The sequence below is a fragment of the Streptomyces sp. PL-29 genome, assembly GCF_058344425.1.
Genome location: NZ_CP136996.1, coordinates 5,182,875 through 5,199,307, shown reverse-complemented (window position 1 = coordinate 5,199,307; position 16,433 = coordinate 5,182,875). Strand labels below are relative to the sequence as shown.

Sequence of the window (16,433 nt, the reverse complement as noted above, 5' to 3'; positions counted from 1 at the left end):
CCGATAAGCCGTTTCAGGGCCTGGTCAGCGGCAGGGTGGCACCCATGACCGCGTACGGGAGGCTCGCGCTCGGGAAGTGCACCCGGCGGGCGAGGTCGACATAGCCGAGGGACCGGTAGAGGCCGCGGGCGGGGCTCTCGGTGTCGATGGCGGAGAGGATCGAGCGGGGTTCGGCGGCGTCGTCGGTGAGGGCGGTGATCAGTGAGCGGCCGATGCCGTGGCCCTGGAAGCCGGGGTGGACGTGCAGCTCGGTGATGACGAAGGAGCCGTCGAGCCATTCCTCGTGGCCTCCGGCCCGCAGGTAGGGCTCGACGACGGTGGACCACCAGTGCGTGCGGTCGTTGGGCATCCCGTAGACGAATCCGGTGAGCGCGCCGTCCTCGGCGAAGGCCCCGAGCGCGCGGGCCCCCTTGCAGGTCATGTGGCGCTGGACGATGTAGCGCCGGATGCCGACCTCCTCCTCGCTCAGGCCGAAGGCGACGGCCTGCACGCGCAGGGCCTCGTCCACGCGGGCGGCGAGGTCGAGGGGGCCGATACGGACTCCGGAAGGCAGCATGCGGTGACCTTACTTCGCGGTAAGGGTGTGCCGGAATGCCCCGCCCCCGGTCTCCTCCCGGTTCAGAACAGCACGCTCATGAACGCACCGACCTCGCGGAAGCCCACCCGGTGGTACGCGGCCCGCGCCGCGGTGTTGAAGTCGTTGACGTAGAGGCTGACCACGGGCGCCACGTCGCGCAGCGCGTACGCGACGACGGCAGCCATTCCGGTCTCGGAATGGCCCCGGCCGCGGAACTCGGGGGCGACCCAGACGCCCTGGATCTGGCAGGCGCGGGAGGTGGCGGCGCCGATCTCCGCCTTGAAGACGATCTTGTCGTCCTCGACGCGGGCGAAGGATCGGCCGCCGGCGACGAGCTCGGCGACGCGGGCCTGGTACAGCAGGCCGCCGTCACCGGCCATCGGCGAGACGCCGACCTCCTCGGTGAACATCGCCACGCAGGCGGGCATGATCAGGTCCATCTCGTTCTTGCGGATCCGGCGGACCTGCGGATCCGGCTCGACCGTGGTGGACGGGTGCTCGATGACCATGAGGGGCTGGTGGGCGCGGACCTCGCGGGCCGGCCCCCAGCTGGGCTCCAGGAGCTGCCACAGCAGCCGGGTGGGCGCGGCGGGGCCGACGATCGAGGAGCAGCGGCGGCCGGTGCGGCGGGCCCGGTCGGCGAAGGCGCGTACCGCGTCGGGCTCGGCGCAGACGGGGACGAGGTTGGCTCCGGCGTAGCAGAGCGAGCGGAGCTCGCCGTCGGCGTACCAGCCCCACATCTCGCCTCCCAGACGCCAGGGGTCGAGTCCGGCGACCTGGACCCTGGAGGTGACGAAAGCGTTCTCCACCGGCTCGCGTCCGAGGACGTCGAGCGCAGCGTCGAGATCACTGGGTTCAAGGACCCGGGTGGTGGTCTGCGTCAACACTGGGGCCTCACCATGCAAGTCTGCTGATCTCCGCACTGTACCCGGCGGCACCGGACCGTGCCGCGTCCACGGGTCACGAAAAGGCCCCGGCCCCGCTCCCGAACTGCGGGAACGGGGCCGGGGCCGGACGACTGCGGCGCCCTCGCCGGACACCGCGGGCGGTGCGCCGGACCGGTGGTTCAGACGCCGATGGCGACGGTCGGCTCGCCGCTGGCGACGCCGTCGGCCTCCATCTGCGCCGCGATCTTCATCGCCTCTTCGATGAGGGTCTCGACGATCTTCGACTCCGGCACGGTCTTGATGACCTCGCCCTTCACGAAGATCTGGCCCTTGCCGTTGCCGGAGGCGACGCCGAGGTCGGCCTCGCGGGCCTCGCCCGGGCCGTTGACGACGCAGCCCATGACGGCGACGCGCAGCGGGACCTCCATGCCCTCCAGGCCCGCCGTGACCTCCTCGGCCAGCTTGTAGACGTCGACCTGGGCGCGGCCGCAGGACGGGCAGGAGACGATCTCCAGGCGGCGCGGCTTGAGGTTCAGCGACTCCAGGATCTGGATGCCGACCTTGACCTCCTCCGCCGGCGGGGCGGAGAGGGAGACGCGGATGGTGTCGCCGATGCCCTCGGAGAGCAGGGCGCCGAAGGCGACCGCGGACTTGATGGTGCCCTGGAAGGCGGGGCCGGCCTCCGTGACGCCCAGGTGCAGCGGGTAGTCACAGGCGGCGGCCAGCTGGCGGTAGGCGTTGACCATGACGACCGGGTCGTTGTGCTTGACCGAGATCTTGATGTCGCTGAAGCCGTGCTCCTCGAAGAGCGACGCCTCCCACAGCGCGGACTCGACGAGCGCCTCGGGGGTGGCCTTGCCGTACTTCTTCAGCAGGCGGGCGTCGAGGGAGCCGGCGTTGACGCCGATGCGGATCGGGGTACCCGCGTCGTTCGCGGCCTTCGCGATCTCCTTGACCTTGTCGTCGAACTGCTTGATGTTGCCGGGGTTCACGCGGACCGCGGCGCAGCCGGCGTCGATCGCGGCGAACACGTACTTCGGCTGGAAGTGGATGTCGGCGATCACCGGGATCTGCGACTTCTTGGCGATCACCGCGAGGGCGTCGGCGTCGTCCTGGGTCGGGCAGGCGACGCGGACGATGTTGCAGCCGGAAGCGGTGAGCTCGGCGATCTGCTGGAGCGTGGCGCCGATGTCGGAGGTGCGGGTCGTGGTCATCGACTGCACCGAGATGGGTGCGTCGCCTCCGACGGCCACGGAACCGACCTGGATCTTGCGGCTGACCCTGCGGTCGGCAAGCTTCGTCGGCACGGACGGCATTCCGAGAGAGATGGCAGTCATCTGCTGTGCAACCCCAAGGTGTGGATCGAGGTCCCGATATCGGCGGGCTCCAGGCTTCGAGATTACGCCAACCACGGCACGCCCCGTGCATCCGAGGGGGCGCACGGCCCGAACGTCGGGGGCCGGGCCCGATGTGTGCCCGGCCCCCGACGGCCCGTCGCGGTGTGCCGTGAGGGCTAGGTGATCTTGATGGGGTTCACCACGTCCGCGACCATCACCAGCAGGGTGAAGCAGATGAACAGGCCCGCGACCACGTAGGCGACGGGCATCAGCGTCGCCACGTCGAACGGGCCGGGGTCGGGGCGGCGGAAGATCCGCGCCACGCCCCGCCGGACCGACTCCCACAGCGCGCCGGCGATGTGCCCGCCGTCGAGCGGGAGCAGCGGCAGCATGTTGAAGAGGAACAGCGAGAGGTTGAAGCCGGCCAGCAGGTTCAGGAAGAACACCAGCTGGTGCTGTGCGGGAATGTCGAGGGCGAAGATCTCGCCGCTGACGCGCGCCGCACCGACGACGCCCATCGGGCTGTCCTGCTTGCGCTCGCCCCCGTTGAAGGCGGCGTTCCACAAGTCCGGGACCTTGGACGGCAGGGCGACCAGCGACTGCACACCGGCCTCCATCATCTCGCCCATGCGCTCGGCGGACTGGCCGAAGGACTGCGGTACGTAGCCGGAGGCGGGTGCGAATCCGAGGAACCCGGCGGTGACGTACTCGTCCTTGACGTACCTGCCGCTGCCGTCGGTCTTGGCGACCTTGTTCTCGATCAGGTTCGCGGTGAGGTCAAGGCGCTCCCCCGCGCGCACGACGGTGATGGTGGCAGGCCCCACGGTGGCGCGGATGTCCTTCTGCAGGGCCGACCAGTCGTCGACCGCGCGGCCGTTGAAGGCGACGATCTTGTCGCCGGCCTGGAGGCCCGCGGCCTTGGCGGGGGCGGCCGGGTCGCCGGGCCGGCAGGTGTCCCGCTTCTCGCTCTGCTGGATGACGCAGTCCGAGACGGTGGCGACCGAGGTGGTCTGGGTGTTCAGCCCGAAGGTCATCAGGGTGGTGAGGAAGATCGCCACGGCCAGGACCAGGTTCATGAACGGGCCGGCGAACATCACGATCACGCGCTTCCACGGCTTGCGCGTGTAGAAGAGCCGGGTCTCGTCGCCGGGCTGGAGCTCCTCGTACGCCGCCGAGCGCGCGTCCTCGATCATCGACCGGAACGGCGAGGTGGACCGGGCGGTGACCCTGCCGTCCTCGCCGGGCGGGAACATCCCGATCATGCGGATGTAGCCGCCCATGGGGATGGCCTTGATCCCGTACTCGGTCTCGCCCTTCCTCCGCGACCAGACGGTCGGCCCGAAGCCCACCATGTACTGCGGCACCCGAATGCCGAACATCTTGGCCGTGGAGAGGTGCCCCAGCTCGTGCCACGCGATGGAGACCAGCAGGCCGACCGCGAAGATCACGATTCCGAGCACCGTCATCAGAAGTGTCATGCGCGCGCCTCCGCGGCGGCCCGAGCCGCCATCTCCCGCGCCCGGGCCCTGGCCCAGGCCTCTGCTTCAAGGACGTCCCGCACGGTCAGGGAGGTTCCCGACTGCGGTGTCCCGTGCTCGTCGACCACGGCAGAGACCGTATCCATGATTGCTGTGAACGGCAGCCGACCGGCCAAGAATGCCTCGACGCACTCCTCGTTCGCCGCGTTGAAGACGGCCGGGGCGGTACCGCCGAGGGCGCCCACGTGCCGGGCGATGCCCACGGCGGGGAAGGCCTCGGTGTCCAGCGGGAAGAACTCCCAGGCGGAGGCCTTGGTCCAGTCGAAGGCGGGGGCGGCATCCGGGATCCGCTGGGGCCAGCCGAGGCCGATCGCGATGGGGCCGCGCATGTCCGGCGGGGTGGCCTGGGCGAGTGTGGAGCCGTCGGTGAACTCCACCATCGAGTGCACGTACGACTGCGGGTGGACCACGACCTCGATCTGCTCGAACGGGATGTCGTAGAGCAGGTGCGCCTCGATGACCTCCAGCCCCTTGTTGACCAGGGTCGCCGAGTTGACGGTGATCACCGGGCCCATGGCCCACGTGGGGTGGGCGAGCGCGTCCTCGACGGTCACCTCCGCCAGCTCGGCGCGGGTGCGGCCGCGGAAGGGGCCGCCGGAGGCGGTCACCACGAGCTTGCGCACGTCCGCGCGGGTGCCGGCGGCCAGCGCCTGGAAAAGGGCCGCGTGCTCGGAGTCCACGGGGATGATCTGGCCGGGCCCGGCCAGGGCCTTGACCAGCGGGCCGCCGACGATCAGCGACTCCTTGTTGGCCAGCGCCAGGGTGCGGCCGGCCCGCAGGGCGGCGAGGGTCGGCGCGAGGCCGATGGAGCCGGTGATGCCGTTGAGGACGGTGTGGCATTCGGAGGCGGCGAGCTCGGTCGCCGCGTCCGGCCCGGCCAGGATCTCGGGCAGTGTCTCGCCCGGGCCGTACTGGGCGCTCAGCGCCTCCTTCAGGGCCGGTACGGCGTCTTCGCGGGCGACGGCCACCTTCTCCACCCGCAGCAGCCGGGCCTGCTCGGCCAGCAGCGCCACCCGGCCGCCGGCGGCGGACAGGGCGGTGACCCGGAACCGGTCCGGGTTGCGCAGGGCGAGGTCGATGGCCTGGGTGCCGATGGAGCCGGTGGACCCGAGGATCACGATGTCCCGGCGGCCGGCCGCGGGGTCGAAGAGGAGGTGCGGGTCGGCGAGGGGGGCTGGACGGTCGCTCATGCCCCCCATTGTCGCGGCACGTCAGGGGCGGCCCGACACGGAGCCCCCTTCTGTGACGCGCAGGAGGAGGTGCGGGAGCGTTCCGGCGAAGTCGGGGAGCGTGCGGGCGGTGCGCCACCAGGCCTCCGGGTCCTCGCCGAGGGCGGCGGTGAGCAGCCGGTACGCCTCCGCGTGCGCGGCGAGGACGGCCTCCGGGTGGTCGTGCCGGTCGGGGCGGTCCACCTCGCCGAGCCAGTGGTCCTCGTCGAGGGCCCAGCAGGCCGGCAGCTTGTGCCGGATCACGTCGGTACCGGTGAGCAGGCCGCGGTCGAGGCAGTCGCGCACCCAGCGGATATCCTCCTCGGCGCTCTCCATGGGCACGGCCAGGCTCGCGAGGGCCAGTTCGCGCTCCACGTCCCCGGAGGGCTCGGCGGCCGTCGGGGCCAGGTGGCGCACGGCCCGGTCCAGCCCCGGGTCCGGCTCTCCCGTGCCGGCCGGTCCGGGCAGGGTCCCGTCGGCGACGCCCGCCACCAGGGCGGGCAGCGGTCCGCGGTACCCGGGGGCGTACCGCAGCAGCTCCGCCCACAGCCGCGGGTCGTCCCCCAGCGGGCGCAGGGCCCGCATCACGGCGGTCTGCATGCCTGCCTGTTCGGGCAGGGTCCAGCGCATGGAGCGGCGTTCGGGGAGGTGGCCGAGGAGCAGGGTGTGGCGCGCGGGGGCGACGTGGGCGACGAGTTCCTGGTGGGTGAGCCGGCCCATCCGTACGGCGCGGACGGCGGGCCGGTGCCAGGAGCCGCGGTCCGCGGGTGTCTCCGCGGCGGTGGCGAGCAGCCCGAGAACGGTCTCCCGGGGCAGGTCGGCCACGAGCAGCAGGGCCTCGACGGAGCCCACGGTCAGCGGCCGGCGGGTGTGCTCGGCGAGGAGCAGCCCGGGATCGGTCGCGTGGGGCAGCGCCAGGATGTCCAGCGGGACCCGCGGCCCGCGCCTGCCGTGCCGGCGCAGCAGGCCGGTCAGCTCGGCGGTGGCGAGGGGCCCTGCAGCGGGGTCCCGGCCGAGCTCGGCGCGCAGGACGGGCAGGAGTTCCGGCGGCGTGCGGCGGCGAGCGTAGCGGGCCGGCCCGGGCAGGCCGGGCAGCGGCCGGCCCAGGACCCGCGGGTTGCGGGCGATGTGGCCGCGGTCGTCCGCGCCGCCGTGGCGCAACAGCAGGGTGACGGTGGAACCCGCCAGCCATGCGTCGCGGCAGAGGTACTTCAGGGTCGGCCGGTCGAGGCGGCGGATCATGTCGACGACGACGTGGTCCGGTGCGTGGCGCAGGAGGTGCGCCACGCACCAGGCCAGCCGCCGGCTGGTGCGGTCCTGCTCGGCCGTCGGCATCGTTCTCGTCCGCCCTGTGCTGTGCGCGTACGCGTGCCGGATCCGCACGCGTACCCATCCTCGTACGTCTGTCCGACGTGCGGCGATGATCGCAGGTCAGCGGATGGGGCGGTGCACGTTTTTCCGGTTCGAGGGTCCGGGGGCGGCGTCCGCGATCCAGGGGCCGTCGTCCGAGGGATCGAGGACGCCCTCCTCCAGCCAGGCGTAGGTCCCGGACAGGACTCCGGCGACCACCTTGCGGTCGAGGTCGTCGGTGTTGGACCAGAGCCGCCCGAAGAGCTCCTCGACGCGCAGCCGGGACTGCTCGCAGAAGGCGTCGGCGAGCTGGTACGCCTCGCGGCCGTGCTCGCCCGAGGCGCGCAGGTGCTCGGCCCGGACGCAGGCCGCGCTCATCGCGAAGAGCTCGGCTCCGATGTCGACGATCCGGCCGAGGAAGCCCTGCTTGGTCTCCATGCGGCCCTGCCAGCGGGACATGGCGTAGAAGGTGGACCGGGCGAGTTTGCGGGCGCTGCGCTCCACGTGGCGCAGGTGGGTGGAGAGGTCGGGGTGGCCCGCGGGGTGGAAGGCCCGGTAGGTGCCGGGGACGTGGCCGGGTCCGGTGGCCAGCCGGGGCAGCCAGCGGGCGTAGAAGCCGGCGGCGCGGGCACCGGCCCTGGCCTTGTCGCCGAGTGCCTTCTCGGGGTCGATGAGGTCGCCGGCCACCGACAGGTGGGCGTCGACGGCCTCGCGGGCGATCAGCAGGTGCATGATCTCCGTCGAGCCCTCGAAGATCCGGTTGATGCGCAGGTCGCGGAGCAGCTGCTCGGCGGGGACGGCACGCTCGCCCCGGGCGGCCAGGGACTCGGCCGTCTCGAAGCCGCGTCCGCCGCGGATCTGGACCAGCTCGTCGGCCATCAGGCAGGCCATCTCGGAACCGTAGAGCTTGGCGAGGGCGGCTTCGATGCGGATGTCGTTGCGGTCCTCGTCGGCCATCTGGGAGGCGAGGTCGACGACCGCTTCGAGGGCGAAGGTGGTGGCGGCGATGAAGGAGATCTTGGCGCCGACCGCCTCGTGCCGGGCGACCGGCCGGCCCCATTGCTCGCGTACGCCGGACCATTCACGGGCGATCTTCAGGCACCACTTGCCGGCGCCGACGCACATGGCGGGCAGGGAGAGCCGGCCGGTGTTGAGCGTGGTGAGGGCGATCTTGAGCCCGGCGCCCTCGGCGCCGATGCGCTGGTCGGCGGGGACACGTACCCGGTGGAAGCGGGTGACGCCGTTCTCCAGGCCGCGCAGGCCCATGAAGGCGTTGCGATGCTCGACGGTGATGCCGGGCGAGTCCGCCTCGACGACGAAGGCGGTGATCCCGCCGCGGTGGTTCTCCGACTTCGGCACCCGGGCCATGACCACGAGCAGGTCCGCGACGACCCCGTTGGTGGTCCACAGCTTCACCCCGTCGAGGACGTAGTCGTCGCCGTCCGGGACCGCGGTGGTGGCCAGGCGCGCCGGGTCGGAACCCACGTCGGGCTCGGTGAGCAGGAAGGCGCTGATGGCGGTGGTGGCGCAGCGCGGCAGGTAGGCGTCCTTCTGCGCCTGCGTGCCGAACATCTTCAGGGGCTGGGGCACGCCGATCGACTGGTGAGCGGAGAGCAGGGCCCCGATGGCCGGGCTGACCGAGCCGACCAGAGCGAGCGCCTTGTTGTAGTACACCTGGGTGAGGCCGAGCCCCCCGTACTTGGGGTCGATCTTCATCCCGAGGGCGCCGAGCTCCTTGAGCCCTCGCACGGTCTCGTCCGGGATCTTCGCCTCGCGCTCGATGAGCGCGCCGTCGACACGGGTCTCGCAGAACTCGCGCAGCCGGGCGAGAAAGGCCTCGCCCCGGCGGACGTCCTCTTCGGCGGGGAGCGGGTGGGGATGGATCAGGTCGAGCCGGAACCGTCCCAGGAAGAGCTCCTTGGCGAAACTGGGTTTACGCCAATCCTGCTCCCGGGCCGCTTCCGCGACCTGTCGTGCCTCGCGCTCGGTCACCTTGGGCTGGGTGCCGCTGGGCTGTACGGGCTGTGTTGCGGACATGAGGGGACTCACCTCGCCGCTGGAGTCGGGGGTACCGGCCTCCTGGCCGGTGCTGCCTGTGAGTCGTACCCAAAGTGCGCGGAATGGAAAAGGGGGACGGCCGGAGCCCCCGCACAGTAGGCTCCGGCCGTCGGCTTTTCGGCGGTACGAGATCAGATGTCGAGGCCGGTCAGGACCAGGACTCGCTCGTACGTGTAGTCGTCCATCGCATAGCGGACGCCCTCGCGGCCCACACCGGACTGCTTGACGCCGCCGTACGGCATCTGGTCGGCGCGGTAGGACGGCGCGTCGCCGATGATCACGCCGCCGACCTCGAGCTCGCGGTGAGCGCGGAACGCGGTCTGGACGTCGTGCGTGAAGACACCGGCCTGCAGACCGAACTTCGAGTCATTCACCGCGGCGAAGGCCTCGTCGGTGTTCTCGACCCGCAGCAGGGTCAGGACCGGGCCGAAGACCTCCTCGGTGGCGAGCTTGACGCCGTCGGGGACGTTCGCGAGGACGGTGGGCTCGTAGGAGGCGCCTTCGCGCTTGCCGCCGGTGAGCAGCTTGGCACCGGCCGAGACGGCCTCGTCGACCCAGGACTCGACGCGCTGGGCCGCGGCCTCGGAGACGAGCGGGCCGACGTCGGTGGCGTCGTCGCCGGGGTCGCCGGTGACCTGGGCCTGGACCTTCGCAACGACCTTCTCGACGAGGCGGTCGTAGACGGAGGCGTCGGCGATGACCCGCTGTACGGAGATGCAGGACTGGCCGGCCTGGTAGTTCGAGAAGGTCGCGATACGGGTCGCGGCCCAGTCGAGGTCCGCCTCGGAGGACCAGTCGTCCAGGACCACGGCCGCGGCGTTGCCGCCGAGCTCCAGGGTGCAGTGCTTGTGGGGCACCGACTGCTGGATGGCGTACCCGACGGTGTCGGAACCGGTGAAGGAGATGACGGGGAGGCGCTCGTCCTTCACCAGGGCGGGCATCTTGTCGTTCGCGACCGGCAGGACCGACCAGGAGCCGGCCGGGAGGTCGGTCTCGGCGAGCAGCTCGCCCAGGATCAGGCCGGACAGCGGCGTGGCCGGGGCCGGCTTGAGGATGATCGGCGCGCCGACGGCGATGGCCGGGGCGACCTTGTGGGCGCACAGGTTCAGCGGGAAGTTGAACGGCGCGATGCCGAGGACCGGGCCCTTGACGAAGCGGCGGGTCAGCGCGAGGCGACCGACACCGCCGGCGTCGGTGTCCAGGCGCTGGGCCTCGCCGCCGTTGAAGCGGCGGGCCTCCTCCGCGGCGAAACGGAACACGGACACCGCACGGCCGACCTCGCCGCGGGCCCACTTGACGGGCTTGCCGTTCTCGGCGGAGATCAGCTGGGCGATCTCCTCGGTGCGCTCGATGAGCCGCTTGGAGACGTGGTCCAGGGCGGCGGCCCGTACGTGGGCGGGGGTTGCGGAGAACTCCGCCGTCACGGCGTACGCCGCGGCCACGGCCTCCTCGACCTGCTCGTCGGTGGGCACGCTGACGGCGGCGACCAGTCGACCGTCCCACGGGGAGTGGACGTCGAAGCTGTCCTCGCCGGTGGCCTGGCGGCCGGCGAGCCAGAAGGCGTGGGTGGAAGTCATGCGAATCCCGGCCCTTCGGAAGTGTGCGGTGGGTCCTGACCCCTCCACCGTAGGACTCCGCGGGGGATTCGGCGTTTGTCCGGCGTGTAGTACCGGTCGCCGGGGTCGCGCCGGTTTGTCACTGTCGCACCCGGCCGGGCTCCATGCGGGTCCTTAGCTCGGGGTGGAGGTGGCCTTGAGGGCGAGCCACAGTTCCATGCGGACGTCCGGGTCCTCCAGGGAACGGCCGAGGATCTCCTCGACCCGCTTCATCCGGTAGCGCAGGGTGTGCCGGTGCACGCCGAGGTCGGCCGCGGCCGCGTCCCACTGGCCGTGGCGGGAAAGCCAGGCCTGCAGGGAGGCCACCAGGTCCCCGCGGCCCGTCGCGTCGTGCTCCCGCAGCGCACGCAGGGTGCCGTCCGCGAAGGCCCGCACGGCGTCGTCGGCCAGTAGCGGCAGGACCGAGCCCGTCGCCATGTCCTCGTGCTCCACCAGCGGGCGGCCGCGCCGACGGGCCACCGCGAGGGCCTGGTCGGCCTGCTTCAGGGCGGCCGCGACGCCGCCCGGCCCGGCGGGTGCGGAAAGCCCGACCACCAGTTCGTCCGGCTCCGGTCCGGCCGCGTCGCGGCCGCGCCGGGCCTCCAGGGCCTCCGCGTGGACGGTGCACGCCCGTACGGCCGCGCCGGCGTCGGCGGCGAGGACCACCAGCCGCCCGGGCTCCGGTACCACCAGCAGCGCCTCCCCGGTGCGGGCGGCGGCGGACTCCACCGCGTCGGCCAGCAACGCCAGGCCCTCCGGCCGCGCCGTGCCCCCCAGCGCGGGCTCGGCCACGACCAGCCGGAACGGCGCGTCCAGCAGCGACCCGTACAGGTCGCCCGCCACCGCCCGGGCGTGGTCCGGCTCGTCGGCCAGCAGCATCCGCAGCACCGCCGCCCCCAGCCGGGACTCGGCGTCGTGCAGCGAGCGTGAGCGCTCGGTGGTGAGCGTCAGCAGCGCGACCGCGGAGTGGACGGCGTACCTCTCGGCCGTGCCCAGCGGGGCCCCCGTGCCGACGGCGAGCGCGCCCCGGGCCCGCCGGCCGGTGCCCAGGGACTGGAGCTCGACGCGGTCCTCGGAGCCTCCCACCACGGCGCTCGCGGGTGCGGGGCGTTCCCGCAGCCGCTCCACGTCCGGGGTCAGCCGGGCGGCGCGGCGCGCCGCCCAGTCGGGGGCGGCCGCCACGACCGCTCCGGAGGCGTCGTAGAGGGCCGCCCAGCCGTGCACGTGCGCGGCGAGCTTCGCGAGCAGTTCGGCGGGGCCGTCGACGGAGAGCGCGGCGCGGGTCAGTTCGCGCTGCGCCTCGAAACCGGCGGTCACCGCCCGGTACTGGTCGGCCGCGAGCGCCGCGGAGACGGCCTTGCTGATGGCGAGGAACGGCGTCCGGCGCGGCACCTCCAGCAGCGGCATGTCCTCGGCCCGCGCCGCTTCGACCAGCGCCTGGGGGACCGCCTCGTAGTTGACGCCGATCGCGAAGCCGATGCCGACCACTCCGGCCGCGGCGAGGCGGCGCACGTAGGCCCGCATCTCGTGCGGGTCGTCGGCGTCCAGCTTCATCGCCGTGATCAGGAGCAGTTCGCCGCCCTCCATATAGGGGACGGGATCGGCGAGTTCGCTGACGTGGGCCCAGCGCACGGGGGTGTCCAGGCGGTTCTCCCCCGCCCGGACGCCGAGCTTGAGCGCCGAGTGCTGGACGAGGGAGGCGAGGGTCAGCGGCATCGGTTACCAGGAGCCTTAGCGGGAGGGGACGGCGGGAACGCGGGAGCCGTCGACGCCTTTTCGCCGTGTCGTACGAACGACTCCCCTCGATTCTGCCACCTCGTACGGGTCGGGGCGCGGGTCAGGCCGTTCCGGACAGCCGGACCAGCAGCGGGGCCGCCCGCTCCCCCTGTACGGAGGTGAGCGAGAGCACCGCGTGTCCCGGTGGCACGGCGTGCGCCAGGTCCGAGGCCGACCACCGCTCCCGTTCCACCTGCCGCACGGTCACCGCGTCCGTGGTGACCGCCTTGCCGGTGACGAGCTTGCGGAAGGCGTGGATGGCCCGGGTCAGCGGCTGGTCGGCGAAGACCGTGCGGTGGGTGACGTCGCGCGTCTCCACCCACTCGGTGCCCCAGGCCTCGGCGAAGCGCTTGCCGTCCCAGGTGGTGACCCCGGAGAAGGCCATCCGGCAGCCGACCGCCCCGAGCAGGGGGGTGCGCAGCGGCTCCGGTACGTCGTCCAGCGAGCGCAGGGTGAGCAGGACGCCCGCGTGCGCCGAGCGCAGCCGCTGCACGCCGCGCACGGTCTCGGCGGTCAACGTGTGCGAGGCGTCGTCGAAGGCGAGGAACGCGAAGAGGGAGCGGTCGGCGCGGGCGGCCGCGGCGGCGTTGAACTGGGCGAGCAGCAGCCTGGCCAGCATCCGGGAGGCGTCGGCGTGCCCGCGTTCGGGCAGATCCACGCGGACCCGGATCGGGTGTTCCAGGGCGCGCAGCGAGAACGGCCGGCCGTGGCCCGTGGTGTCGAAGAAGCCGGCGAAGGCGGGCCGGTCCAGCAGCGCCACCCGGTCGGCGAGGGCCGGACCGGGGTCCCCGTGCGCCCCGTGCTGGCGGGCGCGGGCGTCGAGCTCGCGCAGCATGGTGTGCCGGGCCGCGCCGTCGGCGGCGAGCTCGCGGCGCAGCGCGTCGAAGGCGGCCGGGACCTGGTCGAGCAGCTCGCGCAGTTCGGGCACCGTCGGGAAGCGGTCGTACGCCGCGCGGAACGGCCCGAGCAGCTGGGCGAGGGCGGTCGCGGCCCGGCGTACGTCGATCCCGGGGACGTCCCCGACGAACGCCTCGGCGAGCAGGGTGGCGGCCTCGTCGGGATCGGTGGCGCCGCCGTAGAGGTCGAGGTCGTACACCGAGGCGGGGTCGCCGACCCGGACGACGACGTCGTAGGCGTCGTCGGGCCCGAGCTGGGCGCCGGCCGCGCCGACGGCGACGACGGCGGCCTGGCCGGCCAGCGCCTGGAGCGCGAGGGACTCCACGACGGGCCGCACCAGGTGCCGGGTCTTGCCGGTGCCGGACGGGCCGACGGCGAGCAGGGAGGTGCCGAGCACGTCCGGGTCGAGCGCCAGGGAGGTGCCGCGGCGGGCGTACGGGTTGCGGACCCCGTCCTCCACGGTGCCGAGCAACACCTGCCGGGCCAGCAGGTCGTGCCGGGCGGCCCGCACGGGCAGGTCCCGGTCGCCGGAGGGGTGCACGCAGGCCCCGGCGCCCTTGTCGCGGACGGAGTCGGCGAAGGCCCGCATGCGGGAAGGATCGACCCGCACGGAGTCCCAGGCCCGGCGGATGCGGGCGTAGTCCACGTCGTTCATCCGCCCGCCCCCGGCCTCCCCCTCAAGCCGGTCGGCCGCCTCCGCCAGCCCGGCGGCCCGCAGCTGCGGCCATCGCACGGGATCGTCCTCCCCGCCGGGCCGGGGGGCGTTCGGGTGCGGCCGGTCCTCGACCGCCGGTCCCGCCACGCCGCTGGCACCTGCAAGGCGGCGAATGAGGCCCACCGCGCCACCGAGGAGGGCGAAAGCCACGACGAGGACCACGTCGATCACGGTTCGGGCGGTGTCCACGAGGGCCCGGTTGGCCACCGGATCACCGTCGAAGCTGAGGAAGCCCTCCACCAGCTGCCGGACGGGCAGCTGGTAGTGGTGCACGAGGAGGATCGTCACGTAGGCGAGGGGAACCACCGCGAGGGCCCGCACGCCAGGGCCCCGCGCGACGACCAGGCGCGTCCAGACGGTCGGCCAGTTGCCCAGTCGGCCGAAGCCGTAGAGGAGCGCCGAGTCGAAGAGCAGCTCGTAGATCGGCTTGGCCTGCACGCCACCCGTCTCGGCGACGGGTTCGCCGTTCGCGGCCCACCAGCTGTCGGGCGTGAACAGTTTGAGCGGTGTGTCCCAGAAGGGGATGTAGGTGTTGCGCATGAGGGACCAGACGAGGACGCACCCCAGGAAGGAGATGAGCGCGCCGCTCACCAGGGCCCGGTCGGGCGTCCGCTCGGGCTCCACCGCCACCCGTGGGGTGTGGCCGTAGCGCCATACGCCCGCCTCGGCGGCCGGGCGCGGGGTGCTGATCCACTCGGCGAGAGCCGGCGTCCCTGCGGGGGCGCCGCCCGGGGCGTGGCGGGGTTTCGGAGGGTGTTCGGGGGATGCGGCAGGCCTCGGTACGTGACCCGCGCGGGTCACCTGTCCGTCATACGTGCCCTCGGTGTCCATGAACCCCTGCCCCCTGCCCATCCCTTGCCCTGCGGCGCTCAATCTAGTGCCCGGCCCGGGGCTTGGGGGCGTGCTGCGCCCTTACCCGGTCCCGATCCACCAGACACGTCCCGCCCCCTTCCTATGTCCGTCGCGGACAAGGACACGCCGAGATCACTACCGAACGGAGCATGCAGGACCCCCGCCCCCGGGCCTAGCCTGCGGACAAAGACACAAGTGCGTCCGAAAACACCCCCAGGAGCCCTCTATGACCGCTGTCCCGCAGGAGCGCAAGATCGTCACCGCGATCCCCGGCCCCAAGTCGCAGGAGCTGCAGGCCCGCCGCCTGCAGACGGTGGCCGGCGGCGTGGGCTCCGTGCTGCCCGTCTTCACGGCCCGCGCGGGTGGCGGCATCATCCAGGACGTCGACGGCAACCAGCTGATCGACTTCGGCTCCGGCATCGCCGTGACCTCGGTCGGCGCGTCCGCCGAGGCCGTCGTGCGCCGCGCCTCCGCGCAGCTCGCCGAATTCACCCACACCTGCTTCATGGTCACGCCCTACGAAGGCTACGTCGAGGTCTGCGAGGCCCTCGCCGAGCTGACCCCGGGCGACCACGCCAAGAAGTCGGCCCTGTTCAACTCCGGCGCCGAGGCCGTCGAGAACGCCGTCAAGATCGCCCGTTCGTACACCAAGCGCCAGGCCGTCGTCGTCTTCGACCACGGCTACCACGGCCGGACGAACCTCACCATGGCGCTGACCGCGAAGAACATGCCGTACAAGCACGGTTTCGGCCCGTTCGCCCCCGAGGTCTACCGCGTCCCGGTCGCCTACGGCTACCGCTGGCCCACCGGTGCCGAGAACTGCGGCCCCGAGGCCGCCGCCCAGGCAATCGACCAGATCACCAAGCAGATCGGCGCCGAGAACGTCGCCGCGATCATCATCGAGCCGGTCCTCGGCGAGGGCGGCTTCATCGAGCCGGCCAAGGGCTTCCTGCCGGCGATCGTGAAGTTCGCCAACGAGAACGGCATCGTCTTCGTCGCCGACGAGATCCAGTCCGGCTTCTGCCGCACCGGTCAGTGGTTCGCGTGCGAGGACGAGGGCATCGTCCCGGACCTGATCACCACCGCCAAGGGCATCGCGGGCGGCCTGCCGCTCGCCGCCGTGACCGGCCGCGCCGAGATCATGGACGCCGCCCACGCGGGCGGCCTGGGCGGCACCTACGGCGGCAACCCGGTGGCATGCGCCGGTGCGCTCGGCTCCATCGAAACCATGAAGGAGCTCGACCTCAACGCCAAGGCGAAGAAGATCGAGTCCGTCATGAAGGCCCGCCTGTCGGCCATGCAGGAGAAGTACGAGATCATCGGCGACATCCGCGGCCGCGGCGCCATGATCGCCATCGAGCTGGTCAAGGACCCGGTCTCCAAGACCCCGTTCCCGGAGGCGGCCGGCGCGCTCGCCAAGGCCTGCCACGCCGAGGGCCTGCTCGTCCTCACCTGCGGCACCTACGGCAACGTGCTCCGCTTCCTCCCGCCGCTCGTCATCGGCGAGGACCTGCTGAACGAGGGCCTGGACCTGATCGAGGCCGCGTTCGCGGCCATCGGCACGGACATCTGAGCCACGGTCGAGACGCGGCCTGCGGACCGCCCCACTCGAACGTGGGGAACGTACGAGCGCGGCGCACGCC

11 protein-coding genes are annotated in these 16,433 nt (G+C 72.6%); 1 reads left to right on the top strand and 10 read right to left on the bottom strand.

All coding sequences use genetic code 11. The features are described 5' to 3' along the window. Positions 1-13 precede the first annotated feature (13 nt). The 10 genes from R4Z63_RS24070 to R4Z63_RS24025 form a co-directional block, all read right to left on the bottom strand. On the bottom strand, positions 14-556 hold the full coding sequence (locus R4Z63_RS24070) for a GNAT family N-acetyltransferase (protein WP_384449893.1): 543 nt from the start codon (positions 554-556) through the stop codon (positions 14-16). A gap of 62 nt (positions 557-618) precedes the next feature. Then, positions 619-1,464 carry a GNAT family N-acetyltransferase gene (locus tag R4Z63_RS24065; RefSeq protein WP_172671404.1) on the bottom strand — a complete coding sequence of 282 codons (846 nt, stop codon included), beginning with the start codon at positions 1,462-1,464 and terminating at the stop codon, positions 619-621. A 179-nt stretch (positions 1,465-1,643) separates the two neighbouring features. Further along, complete coding sequence (gene ispG / locus R4Z63_RS24060; protein ID WP_030767370.1) at positions 1,644-2,801, bottom strand: flavodoxin-dependent (E)-4-hydroxy-3-methylbut-2-enyl-diphosphate synthase; 1,158 nt, start codon at positions 2,799-2,801, stop codon at positions 1,644-1,646. A 176-nt stretch (positions 2,802-2,977) separates the two neighbouring features. After that, on the bottom strand, positions 2,978-4,279 hold the full coding sequence (locus tag R4Z63_RS24055; protein WP_384449898.1) for a M50 family metallopeptidase: 1,302 nt from the start codon (positions 4,277-4,279) through the stop codon (positions 2,978-2,980). Then, a complete protein-coding gene (dxr, locus tag R4Z63_RS24050; protein ID WP_384449900.1) occupies positions 4,276-5,538 on the bottom strand; it encodes a 1-deoxy-D-xylulose-5-phosphate reductoisomerase in 1,263 nt (420 codons plus the stop codon). The genes R4Z63_RS24055 and dxr overlap by 4 nt, the downstream gene beginning before the upstream one ends. Positions 5,539-5,550: 12 nt before the next feature. Further along, complete coding sequence (locus tag R4Z63_RS24045) at positions 5,551-6,882, bottom strand: hypothetical protein (RefSeq protein ID WP_384449904.1); 1,332 nt, start codon at positions 6,880-6,882, stop codon at positions 5,551-5,553. Positions 6,883-6,978: 96 nt separating this feature from the next. Then, positions 6,979-8,934, bottom strand: coding sequence for an acyl-CoA dehydrogenase family protein (locus R4Z63_RS24040; RefSeq protein WP_384449907.1), 1,956 nt, complete (start codon positions 8,932-8,934; stop codon positions 6,979-6,981). A gap of 152 nt (positions 8,935-9,086) precedes the next feature. Then, the gene (locus R4Z63_RS24035) at positions 9,087-10,532 is read right to left on the bottom strand and encodes an aldehyde dehydrogenase family protein (protein WP_037928478.1); all 1,446 of its coding nucleotides are present in this window, start codon (positions 10,530-10,532) and stop codon (positions 9,087-9,089) included. 153 nt (positions 10,533-10,685) lie between these two features. After that, entirely contained in the window at positions 10,686-12,266 is a 1,581-nt protein-coding gene (locus R4Z63_RS24030) for a PucR family transcriptional regulator (RefSeq protein ID WP_037928475.1), read from the bottom strand. 121 nt (positions 12,267-12,387) lie between these two features. Next, entirely contained in the window at positions 12,388-14,769 is a 2,382-nt protein-coding gene (locus R4Z63_RS24025) for an ATP/GTP-binding protein (RefSeq protein WP_384449912.1), read from the bottom strand. A 247-nt stretch (positions 14,770-15,016) separates the two neighbouring features. On the opposite strand from R4Z63_RS24025, the gene gabT reads away from it, so the two are divergent. Continuing rightward, complete coding sequence (gene gabT / locus R4Z63_RS24020; RefSeq protein ID WP_384449915.1) at positions 15,017-16,363, top strand: 4-aminobutyrate--2-oxoglutarate transaminase; 1,347 nt, start codon at positions 15,017-15,019, stop codon at positions 16,361-16,363. The last annotated feature ends 70 nt before the right edge of the window (positions 16,364-16,433 follow it).

What these genes read in the sequence shown, in the direction of transcription:
- R4Z63_RS24045 (WP_384449904.1), bottom strand. Translation starts at nt 6,882, where the DNA reads ATGCCGACGGCCGAGCAGGACCGCACCAGCCGGCGGCTGGCCTGGTGC.
- R4Z63_RS24035 (WP_037928478.1), bottom strand. Translation starts at nt 10,532, where the DNA reads ATGACTTCCACCCACGCCTTCTGGCTCGCCGGCCGCCAGGCCACCGGC.
- R4Z63_RS24030 (WP_037928475.1), bottom strand. Translation starts at nt 12,266, where the DNA reads ATGCCGCTGACCCTCGCCTCCCTCGTCCAGCACTCGGCGCTCAAGCTC.
- dxr (WP_384449900.1), bottom strand. Translation starts at nt 5,538, where the DNA reads ATGGGGGGCATGAGCGACCGTCCAGCCCCCCTCGCCGACCCGCACCTC.
- gabT (WP_384449915.1), top strand. Translation starts at nt 15,017, where the DNA reads ATGACCGCTGTCCCGCAGGAGCGCAAGATCGTCACCGCGATCCCCGGC.
- R4Z63_RS24055 (WP_384449898.1), bottom strand. Translation starts at nt 4,279, where the DNA reads ATGACACTTCTGATGACGGTGCTCGGAATCGTGATCTTCGCGGTCGGC.
- R4Z63_RS24025 (WP_384449912.1), bottom strand. Translation starts at nt 14,769, where the DNA reads ATGGACACCGAGGGCACGTATGACGGACAGGTGACCCGCGCGGGTCAC.
- R4Z63_RS24070 (WP_384449893.1), bottom strand. Translation starts at nt 556, where the DNA reads ATGCTGCCTTCCGGAGTCCGTATCGGCCCCCTCGACCTCGCCGCCCGC.
- R4Z63_RS24040 (WP_384449907.1), bottom strand. Translation starts at nt 8,934, where the DNA reads ATGTCCGCAACACAGCCCGTACAGCCCAGCGGCACCCAGCCCAAGGTG.
- ispG (WP_030767370.1), bottom strand. Translation starts at nt 2,801, where the DNA reads ATGACTGCCATCTCTCTCGGAATGCCGTCCGTGCCGACGAAGCTTGCC.